The sequence below is a fragment of the Sulfitobacter sp. G21635-S1 genome, assembly GCF_027213915.1.
Classification (GTDB): domain Bacteria; phylum Pseudomonadota; class Alphaproteobacteria; order Rhodobacterales; family Rhodobacteraceae; genus Sulfitobacter.
The window spans coordinates 22614-42144 of sequence record NZ_JAPWGV010000004.1 but is presented as its reverse complement, the minus strand read 5'-3'; the positions used below and the strand labels follow the sequence as shown (position 1 = coordinate 42144).

19 protein-coding genes and 1 tRNA gene are annotated in these 19531 nt (G+C 64.2%); 9 read left to right on the top strand and 11 right to left on the bottom strand.

Annotated elements, in window-relative coordinates:
* Window positions 1-43: 43 nt before the first annotated feature.
* From O4H53_RS05990 to trpB, 3 genes are all read left to right on the top strand, one after another.
* Window positions 44-1972: an AsmA family protein gene (locus O4H53_RS05990; RefSeq protein WP_269362142.1), complete on the top strand. Its 1929-nt coding sequence runs from the start codon at window positions 44-46 to the stop codon at window positions 1970-1972.
* Between the two features lie 39 nt (window positions 1973-2011).
* On the top strand, window positions 2012-2263 hold the full coding sequence (locus tag O4H53_RS05985) for an N-(5'-phosphoribosyl)anthranilate isomerase (RefSeq protein ID WP_269362141.1): 252 nt from the start codon (window positions 2012-2014) through the stop codon (window positions 2261-2263).
* A gap of 105 nt (window positions 2264-2368) precedes the next feature.
* The gene (gene trpB / locus O4H53_RS05980) at window positions 2369-3601 is read left to right on the top strand and encodes a tryptophan synthase subunit beta (protein WP_269362140.1); all 1233 of its coding nucleotides are present in this window, start codon (window positions 2369-2371) and stop codon (window positions 3599-3601) included.
* Between the two features lie 57 nt (window positions 3602-3658).
* On the opposite strand, the gene O4H53_RS05975 is transcribed toward trpB, so the two are convergent.
* From O4H53_RS05975 to O4H53_RS05945, 7 genes are all read right to left on the bottom strand, one after another.
* A complete protein-coding gene (locus O4H53_RS05975) occupies window positions 3659-4243 on the bottom strand; it encodes a DUF4893 domain-containing protein (RefSeq protein WP_269362138.1) in 585 nt (194 codons plus the stop codon).
* Window positions 4240-4893 carry a site-2 protease family protein gene (locus tag O4H53_RS05970; protein WP_269362136.1) on the bottom strand — a complete coding sequence of 218 codons (654 nt, stop codon included), beginning with the start codon at window positions 4891-4893 and terminating at the stop codon, window positions 4240-4242. The genes O4H53_RS05975 and O4H53_RS05970 overlap by 4 nt, the downstream gene beginning before the upstream one ends.
* Before the next feature lie 11 nt (window positions 4894-4904).
* Complete coding sequence (locus O4H53_RS05965) at window positions 4905-5282, bottom strand: DUF2237 family protein (RefSeq protein ID WP_269362134.1); 378 nt, start codon at window positions 5280-5282, stop codon at window positions 4905-4907.
* A 6-nt stretch (window positions 5283-5288) separates the two neighbouring features.
* Window positions 5289-6443, bottom strand: a complete 1155-nt coding sequence (locus O4H53_RS05960) for a serine hydrolase domain-containing protein (protein ID WP_269362133.1) — start codon at window positions 6441-6443, stop codon at window positions 5289-5291.
* A 69-nt stretch (window positions 6444-6512) separates the two neighbouring features.
* A complete protein-coding gene (locus O4H53_RS05955) occupies window positions 6513-7550 on the bottom strand; it encodes a DUF2332 domain-containing protein (protein WP_269362131.1) in 1038 nt (345 codons plus the stop codon).
* Window positions 7547-8251 carry an aminoacyl-tRNA hydrolase gene (pth, locus tag O4H53_RS05950; protein ID WP_269362129.1) on the bottom strand — a complete coding sequence of 235 codons (705 nt, stop codon included), beginning with the start codon at window positions 8249-8251 and terminating at the stop codon, window positions 7547-7549. Before pth ends, O4H53_RS05955 begins: the two co-directional genes overlap by 4 nt.
* Before the next feature lie 156 nt (window positions 8252-8407).
* On the bottom strand, window positions 8408-9910 hold the full coding sequence (locus O4H53_RS05945; RefSeq protein WP_269362127.1) for a calcium-binding protein: 1503 nt from the start codon (window positions 9908-9910) through the stop codon (window positions 8408-8410).
* Between the two features lie 243 nt (window positions 9911-10153).
* Between O4H53_RS05945 and O4H53_RS05940 the strand changes: the two genes are divergently transcribed.
* Entirely contained in the window at window positions 10154-11374 is a 1221-nt protein-coding gene (locus O4H53_RS05940) for a GNAT family N-acetyltransferase (RefSeq protein ID WP_269362126.1), read from the top strand.
* A 227-nt stretch (window positions 11375-11601) separates the two neighbouring features.
* Here the strand turns inward: O4H53_RS05940 and O4H53_RS05935 are convergent, their stop codons facing one another.
* Entirely contained in the window at window positions 11602-12264 is a 663-nt protein-coding gene (locus tag O4H53_RS05935; protein ID WP_269362125.1) for a 50S ribosomal protein L25/general stress protein Ctc, read from the bottom strand.
* 174 nt (window positions 12265-12438) lie between these two features.
* Here O4H53_RS05935 and O4H53_RS05930 point away from each other — a divergent pair, with 174 nt between their 5' ends.
* The gene (locus O4H53_RS05930) at window positions 12439-13611 is read left to right on the top strand and encodes an MFS transporter (protein ID WP_269362122.1); all 1173 of its coding nucleotides are present in this window, start codon (window positions 12439-12441) and stop codon (window positions 13609-13611) included.
* Here O4H53_RS05930 and O4H53_RS05925 read toward each other — a convergent pair.
* The 3 genes from O4H53_RS05925 to trpA form a co-directional block, all read right to left on the bottom strand.
* Window positions 13595-14215 carry a hypothetical protein gene (locus tag O4H53_RS05925; protein ID WP_269362120.1) on the bottom strand — a complete coding sequence of 207 codons (621 nt, stop codon included), beginning with the start codon at window positions 14213-14215 and terminating at the stop codon, window positions 13595-13597. The genes O4H53_RS05930 and O4H53_RS05925 overlap by 17 nt on opposite strands.
* Window positions 14216-14238: 23 nt before the next feature.
* Window positions 14239-15405 carry an alpha-hydroxy acid oxidase gene (locus O4H53_RS05920; protein ID WP_269362118.1) on the bottom strand — a complete coding sequence of 389 codons (1167 nt, stop codon included), beginning with the start codon at window positions 15403-15405 and terminating at the stop codon, window positions 14239-14241.
* A 418-nt stretch (window positions 15406-15823) separates the two neighbouring features.
* Window positions 15824-16615 carry a tryptophan synthase subunit alpha gene (trpA, locus tag O4H53_RS05915; protein ID WP_269362116.1) on the bottom strand — a complete coding sequence of 264 codons (792 nt, stop codon included), beginning with the start codon at window positions 16613-16615 and terminating at the stop codon, window positions 15824-15826.
* Window positions 16616-16817: 202 nt separating this feature from the next.
* Here trpA and O4H53_RS05910 point away from each other — a divergent pair, with 202 nt between their 5' ends.
* The 4 genes from O4H53_RS05910 (at window position 16818) to O4H53_RS05895 (ending at window position 19521) form a co-directional block, all read left to right on the top strand.
* Window positions 16818-17030: a hypothetical protein gene (locus tag O4H53_RS05910; protein WP_114275026.1), complete on the top strand. Its 213-nt coding sequence runs from the start codon at window positions 16818-16820 to the stop codon at window positions 17028-17030.
* A gap of 41 nt (window positions 17031-17071) precedes the next feature.
* A complete protein-coding gene (ychF, locus tag O4H53_RS05905; RefSeq protein ID WP_114274680.1) occupies window positions 17072-18169 on the top strand; it encodes a redox-regulated ATPase YchF in 1098 nt (365 codons plus the stop codon).
* A gap of 215 nt (window positions 18170-18384) precedes the next feature.
* Window positions 18385-18474, top strand: a tRNA-Ser gene (locus O4H53_RS05900).
* Between the two features lie 480 nt (window positions 18475-18954).
* Entirely contained in the window at window positions 18955-19521 is a 567-nt protein-coding gene (locus tag O4H53_RS05895; RefSeq protein ID WP_269362115.1) for a hemerythrin domain-containing protein, read from the top strand.
* Window positions 19522-19531 lie beyond the last annotated feature (10 nt).

Genomic DNA, 19531 nt, shown 5'->3' with positions numbered 1-19531 from the left:
TGCAAAGGGGCTGGGAAAGCCTCATGGTTTGAGGAGTGCGGTTATGAAATGGATTGTTCGGATCATCGGCGCATTGGTGCTGATCGTGGTTCTGGTGGTGGTGGGGCTGCTGATGCTGCCAGCCGACCGGATCGCGGGGATTGCGGCGGATCAGCTGCGCAAGGTGACGGGGCGCGATGTGACCATCAGCGGCGGGGTGTCGATGACCTTCTGGCCGGTGCTGGGGGTCAGGGCTGGCGAACTTGAGGTCGGCAATGCCGACTGGGCCAAGGAAGGTGCGATGCTGAGCACCACGAACGCGGCCATCGGCGTGGATGCCATGGCGCTGCTGCGGGGCGAGATCAGGATCACCAACATCGAGGCGGAAAGCCCCACCATCCGGCTGGAAAGCCGCAAGGACGGGCGGGCCAGCTGGCAGTTTACCGATGCCAGCGGGGATGCGCAGATCGAAACCGCAACCTCGCCGGAGCGCGCGGCGCGGCCGGTGACCATCGAAAAGCTGAACATCACCGATGCGACGCTGATCTATGATGCCGAAGGGGCGGACCTGGTGTCTTACTCCGGGGTGGATCTTTCGCTGGACTGGCCCGAGGCCAGCGGCCCGGCAGACCTGCGCGCGGTGCTGCGCCCGGCGGCGGCGCCAGTGACGGTGACGGCACGGATCGGCGCGTTCTCGCAATTCCTGGCCGGAGAGGTGCAGCCGGTGAAGGCGACACTGACCGCACAGGCGGGCAAGGCCAGCCTTGACGGGCGCGCGGCGTTGAACGGGGCGGTGGCGGGCAAGGTCACGCTTGAGACAGGCGATACCCAAGCCTTCCTGGCCGCCCTGGGTCAGCCGGGTATGGCGCTGCCGCAGGGGTTGGGCCAGCGCCTGAATGTCACGACAGCGCTGACGCTGACGCCGGAACGGCAGTTGTCCCTGCGTGAACTGGTCGCGGATCTGGGGGGCAACACCCTGCGCGGTGCGGCGGATGTGGGGCTGAACGGCACACCGCAGGTGAATGCGCAACTGACGGCCGGGGCGCTGGACCTCTCGGGGCTGACCGGCGGTACGGAGGGCGCCGGGTCCGGTGGTTCTGGTGACAGCGGCGCGGGCTGGTCGAAAGCACCGATTGATGCCTCCGGCCTTGCCGCCTTCAACGGGGCGATTGCGCTGAGTGCAGAGAGCATCAACCTGGGCGCGCTGAAGCTCGGGGCCTCGCGGACCCTGCTGACCAATGACCGCTCGCGCATGGTCTTCGAGATGCGCGAAGTGGCGGCCTATGGCGGGCGTCTGACCGGGCAATTCGTGGCCAACAACCGCTCCGGCCTGTCGGTGGGCGGCGCGGTGCAGGCGCTGGGCGTACAGATGAACCCGCTGCTGAGCGATCTGGCCGGGCTGACCCGGTTCAGCGGGCAGGGCGATGCCGAGGTGTCTTTCCTGGGTGTCGGGCAGAACGTGGATGCGATCATGCGGTCGCTGTCGGGCAAGGGCGCGGTCAAGGTCGGGCGCGGCACCATCGAGGGGATCGACCTGGATGCGCTGCTGGGGTCTTTCGACGTGAAGGGCGGCACCACGGTGTTCGATTCGCTGGGGGCGAAATTTACCATGGACGGGGGCGTGCTGCGCAATGACGACCTGTTGCTGCTCTTGCCGAATTTCAACGCGACCGGGGCGGGGCAGGTGAACCTTGGTGCGCAGACGCTGGATTATACCGTGACCCCCAAGGCGCTGCGGGTGAACGGCGACAGGGGTCTGGCGGTGCCGGTGCGCATCAGTGGCCCTTGGGCGGACCCGTCGATCCGGCCCGACCTGAAAGCGGCGGTCGATCTGAACTTTGCCGAGGAGAAGGCGAAGATCGAGGATCAGGTGAAGCAGAAGCTGGCGAAGGAACTGGACCTGAGCCCGCAGGGGGGCCAATCCATCGAGGATGCGGTGAAGGACAAGGTCGAGGACAAGCTGAAGAAGCGGCTGCTGAAGATCCTGGAATAGCGGTTTCAGGGTCCGGGGCCGGTTAACCCTTTGGCAAGCATGTCTTGGCAGGTTCTGGGCATGTCCTTCATGCCGCCGCATATGACGCCTGATCGCTGGCTGGGCCAGCTGTTCGCCTCCAGGGCGGCGCAGCGGGGCGGGGTCGTGCGCCGGTCGGCGCGGGATGTGGTGCGGATCGTCGGCTGTACACGTTTCGAGGAAGAAATACGCAGGCGCGGCTTTCGTGCGGTGCGCAACGGGAAAGACTATGTCGTCTTCTGCAATCGTGAGCCTCTGCATCTGATCGAGTGAGGCATTTCCCTGCAGGGAAATGGCCAAGACTTTTGCAAAAGTCTTGGGGTTCCGCCCGCCGCGCCGCTGCGCTACATCTGCTGCGCGCAGACGCAGGAGCATCCCATGGCAAACGACCTATTCAACAGCTTCATGAACGGCCCCGACGAAAAGGGCCGTTTCGGCGATTTCGGGGGGCGTTTCGTTTCTGAAACCCTGATGCCGCTGATCCTGGAGCTGGAAGAGCAATATGAGAACGCCAAGACCGATGAGAGCTTCTGGGCCGAGATGGATTTCCTTTGGAAACATTATGTAGGCCGCCCGAGCCCGCTCTATTTCGCCGAGCGGCTGACCGAGGAGCTGGGCGGCGCCAAGGTCTATATGAAGCGCGACGAGCTGAACCATACCGGCGCGCACAAGATCAACAATGTGCTGGGCCAGATCATCCTGGCCCGCCGCATGGGCAAGAAGCGCATCATCGCGGAAACCGGCGCGGGCCAGCACGGGGTGGCCACCGCCACCGTCTGCGCCAAGTTCGGGCTGCAATGTGTGGTCTACATGGGCGCCCATGACGTGGAGCGGCAGGCCCCCAACGTGTTCCGCATGAAGCTGCTGGGCGCCGAAGTGGTGCCGGTGACCTCGGGTCGCGGCACGCTGAAGGATGCGATGAACGACGCGCTGCGCGACTGGGTGACCAATGTGCGCGATACCTTCTATTGCATCGGCACCGTGGCCGGGCCGCACCCCTATCCGGCGATGGTGCGCGATTTCCAGGCCATCATCGGCAAGGAGGTGCGCGGCCAGATGGAAGAGGCCGAGGGCCGTCTGCCGGATACGCTGGTTGCCGCGATCGGCGGCGGGTCCAATGCGATGGGGCTGTTCTATCCCTTCCTTGACGACAAGGGGGTGAACATCATCGGGGTCGAGGCCGGCGGCAAGGGCGTGAACGAGAAGATGGAACATTGCGCCTCGCTGACCGGCGGCCGTCCCGGCGTGCTGCATGGCAACCGGACCTATCTGCTGCAGGATGAGGACGGTCAGATCCTGGAAGGATTCTCGATCTCTGCCGGGCTGGATTATCCCGGCATCGGGCCGGAACATGCCTGGCTGCATGAAATCGGACGGGCCACATATGTCGCGATCACCGACCGCGAGGCGCTGGCGGCCTTCCAGAAGTGCTGTGAGCTGGAGGGGATCATCCCGGCGCTGGAACCGAGCCATGCGCTGGCCCATGTGATGAAGATCGCGCCGGAGCTGCCGAAGGATCACATCATCTGCATGAACATGTGCGGGCGGGGCGACAAGGACATCTTTACCGTGGCCAAGGCGCTTGGCTTCGAGATGGGGGAATTCGCGTAGACGCGAATGCGAGAGCTCTGCTCTCGCGCACTCGGGATATTTTGGGCCAAAAAGAGACTATCTGGTCAGTTCGAGGATGTCGAAGTCACTTTCCACCGCGGGGGCGGGGAACATCAGCCTTGCGCGGCTGGGGCTGACGCGTTCGAAGACCGCGACATTGGTCTGCACGCGCCCGTCTGAGGTGAAATCGGCGGGCAGGTCGGCGTAATCGGCGGGGTCTTCGTCAGCGGTATAGCCGACGCCTGCATAGATCGCCCGCCCCTCGCGGAAGGTGATCGTGCCGCGGGTGCGTTGCGAGCCTGTCAGTTTCTCGAAACCGAAGCTGCCGTCCGGGCGGAGGGTGAAGCGGCATTTGAAATCGGTATAGACCAGCAGTGGCGACAGCCCGCCCAGTTTCATGGTCCGGCAGGACCAGTCGCCTGCCAGGGTTTCATCGAAGGCCACTTGCGCCGTTCCCGACAATGCCTTGGTCAGGGCCGCCACATCCTCCGGCGCGCTGCCGGAGAGCGCCCGCAACAGGGCGCTTCCGGCCGAGGCATCGAAGCGGTCGAGCCGCGCGGCATCGCCGGGCCGCAGATCGCCTTGTGCCAAGGCCGCGCCGCTGCAGACCAGCAGCGCCAGAAGAGCGGCGAGACGCCTCATGATTGTCTGACCCTGAACATGTCGAGGTGGCGCCGGATCGGCGGGAAGAAGAACAGCACCAGCCCGACGTTGAAATAGAGCCAGATCATCCCCGGCAGCCAGAGCAGGGCAATCACCAGCCCGACGGCACCCGATATCCTTGTGGCGGTGGCGGCGGGCAGGAAGCGGAGCAGGACAAGCTGGAACAGCTTGCCGCCGTCGAGCGGATGCACCGGCAGCAGGTTGAACAGGGCCAGGAACAGGTTCATCACCGCCAGCCAGTAGATCGCCCAGGCGGCCACCCCATAGGCGAAATAGGGCGCGATGAGCGCGGCCACCGCCCAGATCACCAGGTTGACGATGGGCCCCATCGCCACGATCAGCTCCTGTTCGCGGAAACTGGCAGAGCGGGATTGTTCGCAGAACCCGCCGCCGCCGTGGATCATGATGCGCCGCACCGGCACGCCCTGCACCCGGCAGCCCCAGGCGTGGCCCAGTTCGTGCAGCAGGATCGAGCCGATCAGCATCCCGACAAAGATCAGGTCATAAAGGATCGCGCCGGCGCTGAAGGAAACGAAGATCAGCGGCAGGATGATGATGGTGCCGCCGATCTGTACCGGGATGCCCCAGGGGCCGTTGAATTGCCAGATGGGCTTGTCATTGCCGAACATCGGCGGTCTCCTCAGTCAGTCTCGGTGGCATGGGCGCGCAACACCTCCAGCGGCACGATATCCAGCGCGCGGCGGTGGGTTGCGGCAAGGTGGACCTGCGGCGCGCAGCCTTCGTCGGCGGCCTGCATGAAGCGGCCCGCGCAGAGGCACCAGGGGTCACCGGGTTTGAGCCCGGCAAAGCCGTATTCGGGGCGGGGCGTGCTCAGGTCATTTCCGACGTATTTGGAATAGGCGAGAAATTCGGCGGTCATCACGGCACAGACCGTGTGGCTGCCCTGATCGGCGGCACAGGTGTTGCACCGGCCGTCGCGGAAAAAGCCGGTCACCGGGTCGGTGCCGCAAATGGCCAGGGGGCCGCCCGTCACGTTGATGCTGTCTTCTGGTTCCATCTGGCTTCACGTCTCCTGGGCGATGGCGCGGAACATGTCCACATTCTGCTGGTTTGCCCCCGGTTCGCGGAACTGGCGGTCTGCGGCGGTGGTGACGATGACAACCTGCCGCGCGGTGTCGATGTAGATATATTGCCCGTAGACGCCGCGGGCCATGTATTCGCCGGGGGCTGATCCGCCGGGTATCCACCATTGATAGCCATAGCCCGCCCCGCCCGGCGCGCTGGCCCTGGTCGAGGCGTCGACCCAGTCGGCGGGCACCACCTGTCGGCCCTGCCATGTGCCGCGCTGGGCGAACATCTGGCCAAAGCGGGCATAATCCCTTGTGGTGATGTTCAGCCCGCCCAGCACAAAGGCGGTGCCGACACCGTCACTCACGTAATAGGGGGCGTATTCCAGCCCCAGCGGCTGGATGATCTTTTCGCTGAGCAGGTCGGCCACCGTGCGGTTGGTCGCGCCGCGCACCACCATCCCCACCACATGGGTGTCGATGGAGACATATTGCCAGGTCTCTCCGGGCGGGGCGAATGTTTCGGTCAGACCGGCGGCGAAGTCATCCATCCTGCCGCCCAGGGCCAGCACCCGGCCCATGCGGTTGATGTCCGAATTGAAATCCAGATAATCCTCGTCAAAGGTCACGCCGCTGGCCATGTTCAGCACCTGCCGCAGCGTGGCCCCGTCATAGGCCCCGCCGGCCAGCCGTGGGGCGTATTTGGTGACCGGATCGTCGATGGAGTCAATCGCGCCCTCCGCCAGCAAGACCCCGACCAGCGCGGAAAGATAGCTTTTGGCCACCGACCAGCTGATCCGGCGGTCTTCTGCGCCGGTTCCCTTGTAATAGCTTTCATGCACGATCTGGCCGTCCTTGAGCACCAGCAGCGAGGTCAGGCTGCGTTCCTCTGTCCAGGCATCGGCGCCTTCGGGAAGCGCCTTGTCAGGGCCATAGGGCAGCGGGCTGGTCGGGCCATTCCCCCGCGGCACTTCCACAGTCAGGAAGGCCTGATCCATATGGCTGAAGTTGTTGACGATCTTTTCCTCGGAAAACAGGGAGTTGACGGCCATCAGCCGGGTAATCTCCTCGCGTTTCCAGAGGCCGACCGCGAGGATCACAACGCCCAGCAGCAAAAGGCCGCGGAAGGTCCATTTCAGAAATCTGCGCATGGGGTGGTTCCCTCTGTTTGCGGCTATCCAATCACAGGGCCGCGTGCGGCACCAGCGTCAGGCGCAATTTCAACCATGGGTCCATTTGATCCAGCGGCCATGGAAATCGGCGCGCCCCAGGTCCAGGGTGATGTCACCGGGCCAGAGCCGCAGGGACAGGGCCGCGCCGATCTTGCCGGTGGTGTCGCCGTCGCTTTCCATCGACAGCCAGGCCAGCGGGCGGTTGGCCGTGGCCTTGGCACCTGCGGCCTCGATCATCGCGCGGCCCCGGTCGCGGACGGGTTTCGGGAAATACTGCCAGGCGACGGTATGCTGGATCAGGTGCAGCCGGCCCTGCGGGGCGCTTGGCAGGCGTCGGGCCAGCCAGTCGATCGCGTCGCCCCTGGCCACCGGGGTCGTTGCCACGGAAGCCGCCGCACGCGTCAGCACCAGACGTTCGGGCTGGTCGGCCCAGAGATAGGCCGTCAGGCGCAAAAGATCTTCGCTGCGGCCGGGATCCAGCGGGTTCAGATCAACGCCGGCGCGGGATGCGACAAGGGGCCGGGCCGCGGGGGGCAGCGGCCCCGTCCATTCCGGCGTGAGGGTCAGCACCGGGGTCTGCGCGCCAAAGCGTGTGCCGTCGATTTCAAGGGCGAAGTGATCCCACATCAGGTTCAGACCGCCGCTGGCCCCCAGCTCGCTGAGGTGGATGGGCAGGTCGAAATGCTGCAGCGCCACATGCGCGCCTGCAATCAGGGCGGCGGAACGGCGGACCTCGTTGGTTTGCGGTGCGCTTTTGGTCCAGTCGAGCAGGAAGGTCTCATGTCTGGACAGGGCCGCCAGCACGGCGTCGCGCAGTGCCGCATCACTGGTGGCATGGGGCGGATAGAGTGCTGCCAGATCGGGGGCGGCGCGGTTCAGCACCAGCGCGTGCAACCCGCCCGCGATGCGCAGGGGCAGCGAATGGCCTGCCGGTCCGATGTCGCCCTCAAACGCCGCGAACTTGCGGCCCAATGCGCTGTCCGCAGGCCAGTCTGCCGCCAGGAGGGTCAGCAGTTTCCCCATGAAGGGCGAGCCCATGCGGCTGCAGGTGTCGGCTTGATATTCAAAGGCTTCCTGCAAGTTCATCGAAAGCGTTCCATCAGTTTTTGCAGCGGCGATTTCTGCGCTGTCTGCGGTTCGTCTGCCGGGGCGGATTCAGGTGCAGGCTCAGGCGCAGGTTTGGTGCCCTGCGGCCCCTTGCTGCCGGTGCCGGAGCGCGCGGGGCTGACCCGCATCGCTACCGTGTTCAGGAACTTTGCCGTGTCCCATGCCGCCAGCTCCGCAGCGCCATCGCTGATGCCGCGCAGGACATCGTCGAGCCACTCCTCATCCGCCTTGGGAAAATCGCGCAGGACATAGCCCGGCACGGCGTCCTTGTGGCCCGGATGGCCCACCCCCAGCCGGACGCGGTGGTACGCCGGCCCGATATGCTGGTGCAGCGAGCGCAGCCCGTTGTGGCCCGCGTGACCGCCGCCGGACTTGCATTTGACCTTGCCGGGGGCGAGGTCGATTTCATCGTGCAGAACAATGATATCCTGCGGTTCGATCTTGTAGAACTTGGCCGCTGCCTGCACCGACTGGCCGGAGTTGTTCATGAAAGTCTCGGGCTTGAGCAGCACGGCGCGCAGGCTGCCGAACCGGCCTTCGCTGATGGCGCCCTGATGCTTGCCCTTCCAGGCGGGAAACCCGTGGTCGGCGGCGATCCGGTCCAGCGCCATGAAGCCGATGTTGTGACGGTTCCGGGCGTATTTGGCACCGGGGTTGCCGAGGCCGACGATAAGTTTCATGCGTGTCTCCTGCGTGGTTCCGGTGCAGCTTATCAAAGGCAGGTTGGAAGTGGAACGCGCAACGGCAACCGGCAGGCCTGCGCCCGGGGCTGCGCCGACGGGGCGGCAGATGTGTGGGGACAATCGCTGGCAAAAGGGTGAAGACCCCGGCCTGGATCAGCTGGTGATGATGACCTGATCCGCCGTCATGCCGGTGGTCCCTTCAAGCCGGATCACGGCGATGCCGGGCACCGACCCGCCGCTGCGTGGCGTGAAGGTGATCCGCACGTCGGTATGGCTGCCATCGGGCGCTTCGATCAGTTCGACCGCATCCACCGCGTTGCCGGTCTGGAAGGTGCCGACCTGAAGCACATCTTCTGCCGGGTCGAAATCGGTCATGCGCAGGTAGAAATCATCGGCCTCTCCGCCACCGGCATTCCAGACGCGGGCGTCGATGGTATCGGCCCCGGCGCCACCGGTGATGACTGCCGCGCCGTCGCTGTCGCGGAACTGGTTCCACAGGGTAAAGTGGTCGTCGCCGTCACCGCCAAAGGCCGTGCCGCCCGACGCCACCTGCAATGTGTCGTTGCCGGCATCGCCATGGCCGGTTGTGCCATTGTTCACGTTCAGAAAATCGTCGCCCGCGCCGCCAAAGGCCTCTGACCCGATGCCGCTGACGTAAAGGCGGTCATCGCCGGCTTCGCCCCGCAGCAGGTTTGGTCCTTCGCCGTAGCCATTCAGCTGGTCGTTGCCGTCGCCGCCGTTGGCCGTGCCGCCGACAATTGTGAGAGAATCGTCACCCGCGCCGCCCTCGACCGTGGCAGAATTGGCCTGAACCATATCGTTGCCTTCCCCGCCATGAATAATGGCATCGTCGCCCCGTGCTTCGATGGTGTCATCGCCCAGCCCGCCGATCAGGGTCACATCGTCATTGTCTGTTTCAAGAATGTCGTCGCCATCCGCGCCATCGACGGTGATGCCATCGGCATCGGCAGAGAGCCAGTCGGTTTCTTCCGTCCCGGTTGTATCTTCAAACACCGGCAGTTCCGGCACGCCTTCGCGGGTGACCACGTAATCCTGCGGCAGGAAAGTGACCAGTTCGTCGCCGTCGGTATTGGCCTCAAGGTAGTATCCGGCAACAGGCGCATTGGCCGTGATCTCTCCGATGCGGTCGGAGGGGTCTTCGCTGACATGAGGGACCCCGAGCAGATCGACCACACCCAGCAGTTCGAGGCCGTTTTCTTCTTCGAAATCCGCAAGTTCGTACCCGCTCGGCGGTCCGCCGTAACTGTCCCCCCCGGGGATGTTGAATTGGGTTTCCCAGCTTGCCGATGACCAGTCGACCCCCTCCGGCACGAGGTAGAACCGCGCCTCGTCGACCTGCAGATAATCGTCGGGGTTCCCGGTATCTTCGGTGTCGGTGTAGTAGATGACGGCCAGCGAGCCGGTCTCATCCTCGCCCAGTTCGATCTGGACGCCCTGTTCGGTGGCGTCGAAGGTTGCGCCGGTGTCGGGTGGCGTTTCCGGTTCTTCAGGGTCGACGGGCGTGTCCGGATCATCGGGATCGACCGGGGTTTCCGGTTCTTCGGGGGTGTCGATGGGCGTGTCGTCGTCGTCCGAACTCAACGTGGCGGTGAGCAGCAAACCGGACAGCAAGGCCAGCAAGGCGATTGAACCCATGGTGTGCTCCCTATCGAAACGCGCGAATCATCAAGGATTATAGTAACATAGACTTCGTTAAAATGGACAGACACCCCTTTGTCGGCTGTCTGGCCGGACCTCGGGCGCCGGAAGCCGGGTGGCGTTTCGTGGCCAGGATTTTTCTTATTCTGCGCCCATTGCCGCCAGATTTGCACGGCAGGATGCGCCTGCGCGGAAAGCTCCGACAGGCGGGACCGCGGAAGCAACAGGGCAGTTGATCTGATGAAGCATGATATCGTCACGGCAGGCACGGCGCAGGGGGCTGACCTGCGGGTCGAAGTTGTCGACACCCAGCCGGGGTTCGCGGCCCTGAAAGAGGCCTGGCAGGCGCTGGAGCAGCGCGACCCGGAAGGCACGGTATTTCTGTCCTGGGACTGGCTGCGCGAGGCCTTTGCCGATCAGCTGTATCGCTGGAGCGTTCTGGTGGTCCGCGACGGCGGCGGCGCTGTGGTCTGTCTTGTGCCGCTGAAATACCGGGTGCATTGGAGCGGCAGCCGGCAGGAGTTCCAGACCCAGTTGCAGGCGGGGGGCCGTCTGCTGTGGAGCGAATATACCGGATTTCTCTGCGCACCCGAATGTGCGCAGGCGGGGCTGGAGGCCGCGGCACGCCATCTGGCCGCGATGCCCTGGATCTCGCTGTCGATGCGCTATGTCGCCCAGCAGGAGCGCTGCCGCATCTTTACCGATGCGCTGGAGGCGGCGGGGATCGCTGTGCGCTATCTGCCCTATATGATCAACCGGGGCGAGACGGATAATCTGAAATGCCCGCAGGTGGCGCTGCCGGCTGATTTTGACACCTATCTTGGCACAAGGGTCAGCCGGAACAAGCGCCAGCAATACAACCGCTTCCGCCGTAAACACCTGGAGACGGAGACCTACCGGATCACCCATGCCACCGAAGAGACGCTGGAGGCGGATCTGGATTGTCTGATGGGCTTCTGGGCCGACACATGGGGCGAAAAGAAGGGCCGCCAGACCGCCGGGATCGTGGCGCAATATCGCAGGATGCTGACAGCCGCCGCGCGCACTGGCAACCTGTTCCTGCCGCTGCTGTGGCAGGGGGACAGGCCGCTGGGCGGGCTGGGTCATGTGGTGGACCCGCGCCGGGGCATGGTGCATTTCATCCTGGTGGGCCGGGATCAATCGGCAGAGGAGCCTTTTGTCGGGGCGGCGCTGCATTATCATTCCATCGCCTGGGCGATTGAACAGGGGTTCGGCTGCTATGATTTCAGCCATGGCAACGAGGCCTACAAATACAGCTATGGGGCGGAGGACATCGAGGTGCTGTTCTTTGAGGCGCGCCGCCGGGAGCCGGGTGACGACAATGTGTTCGATTCACTCTGCCTGGGGGCCGCCTTGACGCGGTTGCAGGGGTTCATCGAAGAGGGCGATACCGGTCGTGCGGCCCGCGCCTGTGCCCAGTTGGCGCGGATCATGTCCTGAATCGCGGCGGGCCGGTAGGCCGAGATTCAACTGTCGGGTCGGCGATCTGCACGAAATGGGGCAACCTGTCGTCTCGTTGATGCGATGCCTTTTGCCAGAAGCACCCCGGCCCGGCCTGCGCCTCAGGTCACATTTTTTTCATCCGTATTGGGGAGTTTCCGCATCCCCTCAAACGCAAACGGGGCCGCCCATGGGCGACCCCGTTGTCCGTTCCGCTGAGGAATGGATCAATCTTCGCTGGCTTCGGCGTCACCCATTTCGGATGTCGGCACTTCGTCTGCTGCCACATCCTCTGCCTCGTCGTCATCCTGCGATGCAAGACCGGAGGGCGCGGAGACCTGAGCGATCACGAAGTCGCGGTCGATCACGGGCTTGGCGCCTTCGGGCAGCTTGACGTTTGCGATTGTCGCGCTGTCGCCGATTTCCAGGCCCGACACATCCACGGTGATGCTTTCGGGAATGTCGGCAGCTGTCACGACCAGTTCCACCTCGGGGCGCACCAATGTCAGCACGCCGCCCTTCTTGAGACCGGGAGACACGTCTTCACCCGCAACCTGAACGTTGATGAACAGGTTGATCTTGGTGGTGCGCTTGAGACGCATGAAGTCGACATGTGTCGGCAGGTCCTTGACCACGTGGCGCTGCACGTCGCGGCAGATGACGCGCACGTCGTCGTGGCCTTCCACCTTCATGTTGAACAGGGTCGCCTTGAAGCGGCCCTTGCGCAGCATGGTCAGCAGTTTGTTGAACGGGATGTTGATCGGCAGCGGGTCTGCGTCGCCACCAAAAACAATCCCCGGTACCATGCCATCACGGCGTGCCTGACGAGCGGCGCCCTTGCCTGTCCCCGTCCGTACCTGGGCTTCAAGATCTGGAATCTCTCCGGCCATTTTAATCTCCAATATGTTACGGGACGCCTCCAAGGCTGTCGTCCCCAAGAAACGGGACCCCTGAAGGGGGACACCCGCATGAAGCCGCGCGTATAGACGCGAAAAGCGCGTATGAAAAGGGCAAATTCGCATCCGGGGCCTTGGCAAGGCGGCGGGTGCATGGCAGGGGCGGGCATGGGTTTGAAACAGGATCTTTATCTGTCGCGCAGGCCGCTGGCCGGGTTTGTCGCCATTGGCGTGGCATGGGCCACCTATTTTGCGCAGATGCCCGTGATCAAGGCGCATGTCGGGGCCAGTGACGGCGCCTATGGTATGGCGATTCTGCTGGCGTCGTCGGGTGCGGTCGTTGCCATGTGGCTGGCACCGCTGTTCCAGCGGGCGTTCAGCCGGGTCGCTGTGCCGCTGGGCATCGTGATCCTTGCGCTGGGCATGCTGCTGTCGGGCATATCGACGACACTGATGCTGTTGGTGGTCGGCATTGCGCTGGCCTCCATCGGGTCGGGGATCGTGGACGTGCTGATCAATGCCCGTGTCTCGGAGATCGAGGCGCGGCAGGGGCGCAGCCTGATGAACCTCAACCATGCGCTCTACAGCTTTGCCTATGCCGGGGCGGCGCTGGCCACCGGCGCGCTGCGCGAGGCGCGCATCGCCACGGGGGCGGTGTTTCTGCTGCTGTTCGCCGTGCTGCTGATCCTGGCCTATGCCGCCCGCGACCGGGTGGCCGAGGCGGAAGAGACCGCGCTGCCCGATTTGCCCGGTCAGATCCCCTATGGCGTTGTCCTGCTGGTGGGTCTGGTGGTGCTGACGGCTTTTCTGGCCGAGGCCGCGTCGGAGGGCTGGTCGGCCCTGCATCTGGAGCGGACATTGGGCGGCACCGCGGGCGAGGGGGCGCTGGGCCCCGCCGCGCTGGGGCTGACCATGGGGATCGGCAGGCTCTTTGGCCACGGCCTGTCGCGGTTCATCCGCGACACCCGGCTGATGCTGCTGGCAACGCTGCTTTCGGCCGCCGGGATCGGGCTGGCCGGGCTGGCGCCAAGCGTGCCGGTCGCGCTGTTGGGTTTTGCCATCGGGGGCCTGGGCATTTCCGTGGTGGCCCCGCTGGCACTGGGGCTGCTGGGCCGCCTGGTGCCACCCGACATGCGGCTGGCCGCGATCAGCCGCGCCTCGGTCCTGGGGTATGGCGCGTTTTTCTTTGGTCCGCCGCTGATGGGGCTGGTGGCCGAAGGCTTCGGCCTGCGCGCGGCCTTTGTGGTGGTGGCGGGGATCCTGTGCCTGACGGCCCTGGCCGTGCTGCCCGCGCTGGCGCGGCGCAGCATGACGCAAACAATTGCTAGCCCTGCGGCGTGATCAGATGCCCCTGTTCGGCCAGGATGCGGTCGTAAAGCGCGAATTCGGGCGCGCGGGCGGCGCGCAGCAGGGCCAGTGTTTCCGCGCTTAGCCCGGTATCCGCGCCGGGGGAGACGTTCTTTGGCTTCAGCGTCACGTCGGTTTTCAGCCTGTCGGCCATGAACTGCCGGAAACCGGACTGGTTTTCATAGGCAAAGACATGTTTTGCCATCACCCTGCCGTCACCATCGGTCAGGAAATTGAACTGGCTGCCGATCTGGGCGCGCGGCGGGGGGGCGTCGCTGATCACTTCGCGCACGTAGGTGTCAAAGCTGATGCCCCGCGTGCTGAGATCCGTGCCCGTCAGCCGGTCAGCCCCGCGATAGCGGAACCAGCTTGCAATCTGGTCGGTGGGGTTGCGCATGATGGCCACGGCGTCGGGGCGCACGCCAAAGGTGTCTTCCAGAAACGGCGCGATCTTGCGGGAAAAGCGCAGGGCGGTGACATGTTTGCGGTTCTTGCCGAAGATGATCTCGGCGCGGGGCCGCAGGGCCATTTCCACAGCGGTGGTTCCGGTCTTGGGCGTGGCCAGAAAGGCAAGGCGGTGGCGCAGGAAGATCAGCATGGGCCAGACTTAGCAGGTGGCCCTCACTCTTGCCAGAGGCCGCCGAAATCCCGGGGGATCAGCAGGTTGTGGCGGCCAAGGTCGGTTACTTTCGTCTCACCGCAGAGCGCCATGGTGATGTCCAGCTCGCGGTGGATGACCTCAAGCGCTGTTGTCACACCTTTCTGGCCCATCGCGCCCAGCCCATAGATGAACGCCCGCCCGATGAAGGTGCCCTTGGCCCCCATCGCCAGCGCCTTGAGCACGTCCTGACCCGACCGGATGCCGGAATCGAGGTGGACTTCGACCTGATCGCCCACCGCGTCCAGGATCGCGGGCAGCATGGCGATGGAACTGAGCGCCCCGTCAAGCTGGCGGCCGCCGTGGTTCGACACCACAATGGCATCCGCCCCGACCTTGAGCGCCATTTTCGCGTCTTCTGCATCCAGGATGCCCTTGAGGATCACCTTGCCGCCCCATTGCTCCTTGAGCCGCGCGATCTTGTTCCAGTCCAGCGTCTGGTCGAATTGTTCGGCGGTCCAGGTGCCAAGGCTGGAAGCATCCGATATGCCCTTCACATGGCCCACGATATTGCCGAATTCGCGCCGCTTGGCACGCAGCATCTCGATGCCCCAGGCCCATTTGGTGGCCAGGTTGGCAATTGTTCTTGGCGTCAGTTTGGGCGGGGCGGACAGGCCGTTCTTGAGGTCCTTGTGGCGCTGGCCGAGGATCTGCAGGTCAAGGGTGATCACCAGGGCGGAGCAATTTGCGTCTTTCGCCCGCTGGATCAGGCGGCTGACGTAATCCGTGTCGCGCATGGTATAAAGCTGGAACCAGAAGGGCGCGCCGGTTGCCTCGGCCACATCCTCGATCGAGTTGATCGACATGGTGGACAGGGTGAAAGGCACCCCGAAATCACGCGCCGCCGTCGCCGCCTTGATCTCGCCATCCGCGTGCTGCATGCCGGTCAGCCCGACCGGGGCCAGGGCCACGGGCATCGACACCTCCTGTCCGATCATCTGGCTGGCGGTGCTGCGCCCGGACATGTCCACCGCGACGCGCTGGCGCAGGCGCAGCTTGTCGAAATCTGAGGTGTTCTCGCGGAAGGTCTGCTCGGTCCAGCTGCCCGATTCGCAGTAGTCGTAGAACATCCGGGGCACCCGGCGTTCGTAGATCCGTTTGAGATCCTGGATGTTGGTGATGACGGCCATGCGCAAACTCCAATATTGGTCTGCTTTCTTTACCAATCCGGCGATTTGAGATCAATCGAAAGCTTTGGGGCGATTGGTGCACTATCGACCAAATGGAGGGACCGCATGAATCTGTCGCGCCGCAAGGCCATAACCCTGATCGGAGGCGGCACCGTTCTGGAGAGCCTGATGGCCCTGGGCGTGCCGAGCCGCGAGGCACAGGCGGATCCCGCCAGCACAGGCTTCAGACAGGGGCTGGATATCTATCGCAGGATGCGCTGCAGCCGGTGCTGGTACGCCTGCGCGAGGTCATGGTCGCCGCGCGGGACTGACGTCAGAACCGGTGATTTACCGTCATATGCCGCGCCCGTGGCTTCTGTCGTGCAGGGATATTTATCTGCCAAAAAGAAAGGAACGGGGTGTCCGCCAAATCGGGCCATCAGGCGCTGTGGGCACCGTCGGAGAGGGTTTTCACAAAGGCCAGGACATCTGCCGTGCTGTCGCCCCGGGCGATGCGTGATACGATGGCTGAGCCGACCACGACCCCATCCGCAACCCCGGCGATGGCGCGGGATTTCTCCGGCGTGTTGACGCCGAAGCCCACGATGACCGGCAGGCCGCTGGCCTTCTGGATGCGGGTGACCTCGGGGCCGACGTCGGTTGCCTCAGCCTCTGCCGAGCCGGTGATGCCGGTGATCGAGACATAATAGACAAAGCCCGAGGTGTTCCGGGCAACGCGGGGCAGGCGCTTGTCATCTGTTGTCGGCGTGGCCAGGCGGATGAAGTTCAGACCTGCGGCCTGGGCGGGCAGGCACAGCTCTTCGTCCTCTTCGGGAGGCAGGTCGACGACGATCAGCCCGTCGATGCCTGCGGTCCTGGCGGCCTCCAGGAAGGCTGCGACGCCCATGGAATAAATCGGGTTGTAATACCCCATCAGCACGATTGGCGTGGTGTCATCCGCTTCGCGGAAGGCCGCTGCCATCTGCAGGGTCCGGCGCAGGGTCATGCCGCCATCCAGCGCGCGCTGACCGGCAAGCTGGATCGTCGGCCCGTCGGCCATCGGGTCGGTGAAGGGCAGGCCCAGTTCGATCACATCCACCCCCGCGGCAGGCAACCCGCGCATCACCTCAAGGGATTTGTCGTAATCCGGATCGCCCGCCATGATGTAGGAGACAAAGGCCTTGCGGCCTTGAGATTTGAGCGCGGCGAATTTGGCGTCGATGCGGGTCATGGGCGGGCCTTTCGGAATGCTGGTACCGCTGCATGCCCAAACTTGCGGCAAAACGCAATCGGCAGCTTGGCAGACAGGGGGATTTCATCGGCATGACAGGGGCTCTGTCCCGCCTCAGGTGCCATATCTGGCCAGGGATCACCCCGGTGCCCTGAGGGGCGGCACCACTTCAACTGTCGGAAAACGCCCCTATATGGATGTCATGAATTACCTGCTTGCCATCCTTTTGCCGCCGCTTTCGATCTTTCTGACGGGGCATCCGATCCTGGGGATCGTGATCTTTCTGATCTGGATTCCCGCGCTGCTGTTCAGCGGCGGGCTGACCCATCCGATGTTCATCCTGCTGGCCTGGTTCCTGATCTTCTCCTCGCGCGAACGCGCGGCCCGTGCGCAGGACTTGCGCGCGCGTCGCTGACCCCCTAGGAGGGCTCAAACGCAAGAGCAAGGGGCCGCATCATGGGTTTCAAAATGGGTATCGTGGGTCTGCCGAATGTGGGCAAATCGACGCTGTTTAACGCGCTGACCCGCACGGCGGCGGCGCAGGCGGCGAACTTTCCCTTCTGCACGATCGAGCCCAATGTGGGCGAGGTTGCAGTGCCCGACGCGCGGCTGGACCAGCTGGCGGCGATTGCCAATTCCAAGTCGATCATCCCCACGCGCATGACATTTGTCGACATCGCGGGCCTGGTGAAAGGCGCGTCCAAGGGTGAAGGTCTGGGCAACCAGTTTCTCGCCAACATCCGCGAGACCGATGCCATCGCCCATGTGCTGCGCTGTTTCGAGGATGGTGACGTGACCCATGTCGAGGGGCGCGTGGACCCGGTGGCAGATGCCGAGACCATCGAGACCGAGCTGATGCTGGCCGATATCGAGAGCATCGAGAAGCGGTTGCAGAACATCGTGCGCAAGGTGCGCGGCGGCGACAAGGAGGCGGTGCAGCAGGAACGGCTGATGCGCGCCGCGCTGGAGGTTCTGGAAGCGGGCAAGCCCGCCCGCGTCGTCGAGGTGGACGAGGAAGACCGCAAGGCCTGGCGCATGTTGCAGCTGCTGACCACCAAGCCTGTGCTTTATGTCTGCAACGTGGGTGAGGCAGAGGCGGCCCAGGGCAATGCGCTCTCTGCGAAAGTGGCCGAAATGGCCGCGGCCCAGGGCAATGCCCATGTGATCATCTCTGCCCAGATCGAGGAAGAGATCAGCCAGCTTGACCGCGAGGAAGCCGAAATGTTCCTTGAGGAAATGGGTCTGGCCGAAGCGGGGCTCGACCGGCTGATCCGTGCCGGATACGAATTGCTGCACCTTGAGACTTATTTCACTGTCGGCCCGAAAGAGGCGCGCGCCTGGACCATCAAATCCGGCACCTCGGCCCCCAAGGCCGCCGGGGTGATCCACGGCGATTTCGAAAAGGGCTTCATCCGCGCGGAGACCATCGCCTTTGACGATTTCGTGGCACTGGGCGGTGAGGGCCCGGCGAAAGAAGCTGGCAAGATGCGCGCCGAAGGCAAGGCCTATGTGGTCAAGGACGGCGACGTGCTGCACTTCCTGTTCAATACCTGAGCTTTTGAACGCGCGGCCGGCCTCGAACCGGCTTGCGCCCTGCTGGCGTCCTGACCACCGGTCACGGCCTCGCCCGGCTCTGCGGGGCAGGGCCGGGGCTGTCCTGCGCTTGCGGGACTGCGTTTTGCGGGGGATTTTCCCACCACCATCAGGATTTCGCAGCCGTGGCAATTTCGCCTTGTAATCCCCATGGACGCTTGGCTATACGCGTCGGTGGAGACGTGGCCGAGTGGTCGAAGGCGCTCCCCTGCTAAGGGAGTAGGCCCGGAAGGGTCTCGTGGGTTCGAATCCCATCGTCTCCGCCACCTGACCTGTAGGCCACGGGTCAACCTGCAGTTTCCCAACAACGAAACCGGCGAATCCGGCGCCTGCTGCAAAACGCTGCTACAGCGGGAGCGTCGGGACGGGCATTGCTTCGCATCTCGTGCCTGGCGGCAGGACATATTGTTTACGCATGGCAATGCCGCCCACCCGTCAAAACGATGGGTCGGGCCGGGGCCGCGACATCTTTGCGAACTGTTGACCGAAAAGAAGCCAGGTTAACGCGTCGTCGAAGAGTGCCTTCGGGCAACGCCGGATACGCATTCTGCGCTCGCTTGCAGTCGCTGTCGTCTTGCTCTTTCGCAGACCAGGGTCGCAACTGAATTGCGAAGTGCTTTCGGTAAATCTTTGATTTTTCTGCGCCCTTCCTTGCGCCCTGGGCGTCGCGCATATCCGCTGTGCGTTTTTCAGCACTGGTGGGGCAGGGCGGGCCGTCCCACCTTTGATCCGAAAGGAGAATACCGATGCTCGATACCTACACCATTCGTCAGACCGAGATGCCTCAGGAAATGCGGTTTCTCTTCGATCAATATCCGCGTGACAGCTGGGAGGCTCATCCCGGTTTCAAGGAAAAGACCAGACACTGGCTTGGCGCGCATCAGATGTTCCGCCGGGTGGCGGAGCGTGTCCGGCTGGATACGGAAACCCTGCTGGACCGCGCTATGGGGCTGGAGGATTACGCCGGGCGTCTGTCCTACTACGGCGGCAATCTGGTCGGGAACCTGCATGGCCACCACGGCTGGGAAGACCGCAGCTACTTTCCCGAACTCTCGGCGGCGGACCCGCGATTTGAGGCGGGGCTTGAGGTGCTGGAACAGGATCACGCCGATCTGGACAGGGTGCTGGACGATTTCACCCGCACGGCCAACCGGCTGATCAAGCTCTCTGCGCTGGATGAGGCGCAGGCCCATGAGGAAGCCGGACAGGTGCATGCCACGGCCGCGACGATCGAGGCGTTCCTGAAGCGGCATCTGACCGACGAAGAAGAGCTGGCAGTGCCGATCATCTTGCATCACCGGCTCAGAGGGTGAAACTGGCACC

Bases quoted from the DNA above. Each gene is read 5' to 3' on its own strand.
- O4H53_RS05960 (WP_269362133.1), bottom strand. From the start codon at position 6,443: ATGCGCAGATTTCTGAAATGGACCTTCCGCGGCCTTTTGCTGCTGGGC.
- O4H53_RS05955 (WP_269362131.1), bottom strand. From the start codon at position 7,550: ATGAACTTGCAGGAAGCCTTTGAATATCAAGCCGACACCTGCAGCCGC.
- O4H53_RS05970 (WP_269362136.1), bottom strand. From the start codon at position 4,893: ATGTTCGGCAATGACAAGCCCATCTGGCAATTCAACGGCCCCTGGGGC.
- pth (WP_269362129.1), bottom strand. From the start codon at position 8,251: ATGAAACTTATCGTCGGCCTCGGCAACCCCGGTGCCAAATACGCCCGG.
- O4H53_RS05910 (WP_114275026.1), top strand. From the start codon at position 16,818: ATGAATTACCTGCTTGCCATCCTTTTGCCGCCGCTTTCGATCTTTCTG.
- trpB (WP_269362140.1), top strand. From the start codon at position 2,369: ATGGCAAACGACCTATTCAACAGCTTCATGAACGGCCCCGACGAAAAG.
- O4H53_RS05940 (WP_269362126.1), top strand. From the start codon at position 10,154: ATGAAGCATGATATCGTCACGGCAGGCACGGCGCAGGGGGCTGACCTG.
- O4H53_RS05925 (WP_269362120.1), bottom strand. From the start codon at position 14,215: ATGCTGATCTTCCTGCGCCACCGCCTTGCCTTTCTGGCCACGCCCAAG.
- trpA (WP_269362116.1), bottom strand. From the start codon at position 16,615: ATGACCCGCATCGACGCCAAATTCGCCGCGCTCAAATCTCAAGGCCGC.
- O4H53_RS05935 (WP_269362125.1), bottom strand. From the start codon at position 12,264: ATGGCCGGAGAGATTCCAGATCTTGAAGCCCAGGTACGGACGGGGACA.
- O4H53_RS05985 (WP_269362141.1), top strand. From the start codon at position 2,012: ATGTCTTGGCAGGTTCTGGGCATGTCCTTCATGCCGCCGCATATGACG.
- O4H53_RS05930 (WP_269362122.1), top strand. From the start codon at position 12,439: ATGGGTTTGAAACAGGATCTTTATCTGTCGCGCAGGCCGCTGGCCGGG.
- O4H53_RS05945 (WP_269362127.1), bottom strand. From the start codon at position 9,910: ATGGGTTCAATCGCCTTGCTGGCCTTGCTGTCCGGTTTGCTGCTCACC.
- O4H53_RS05975 (WP_269362138.1), bottom strand. From the start codon at position 4,243: ATGAGGCGTCTCGCCGCTCTTCTGGCGCTGCTGGTCTGCAGCGGCGCG.
- O4H53_RS05990 (WP_269362142.1), top strand. From the start codon at position 44: ATGAAATGGATTGTTCGGATCATCGGCGCATTGGTGCTGATCGTGGTT.
- O4H53_RS05965 (WP_269362134.1), bottom strand. From the start codon at position 5,282: ATGGAACCAGAAGACAGCATCAACGTGACGGGCGGCCCCCTGGCCATT.
- O4H53_RS05895 (WP_269362115.1), top strand. From the start codon at position 18,955: ATGCTCGATACCTACACCATTCGTCAGACCGAGATGCCTCAGGAAATG.
- ychF (WP_114274680.1), top strand. From the start codon at position 17,072: ATGGGTTTCAAAATGGGTATCGTGGGTCTGCCGAATGTGGGCAAATCG.
- O4H53_RS05920 (WP_269362118.1), bottom strand. From the start codon at position 15,405: ATGGCCGTCATCACCAACATCCAGGATCTCAAACGGATCTACGAACGC.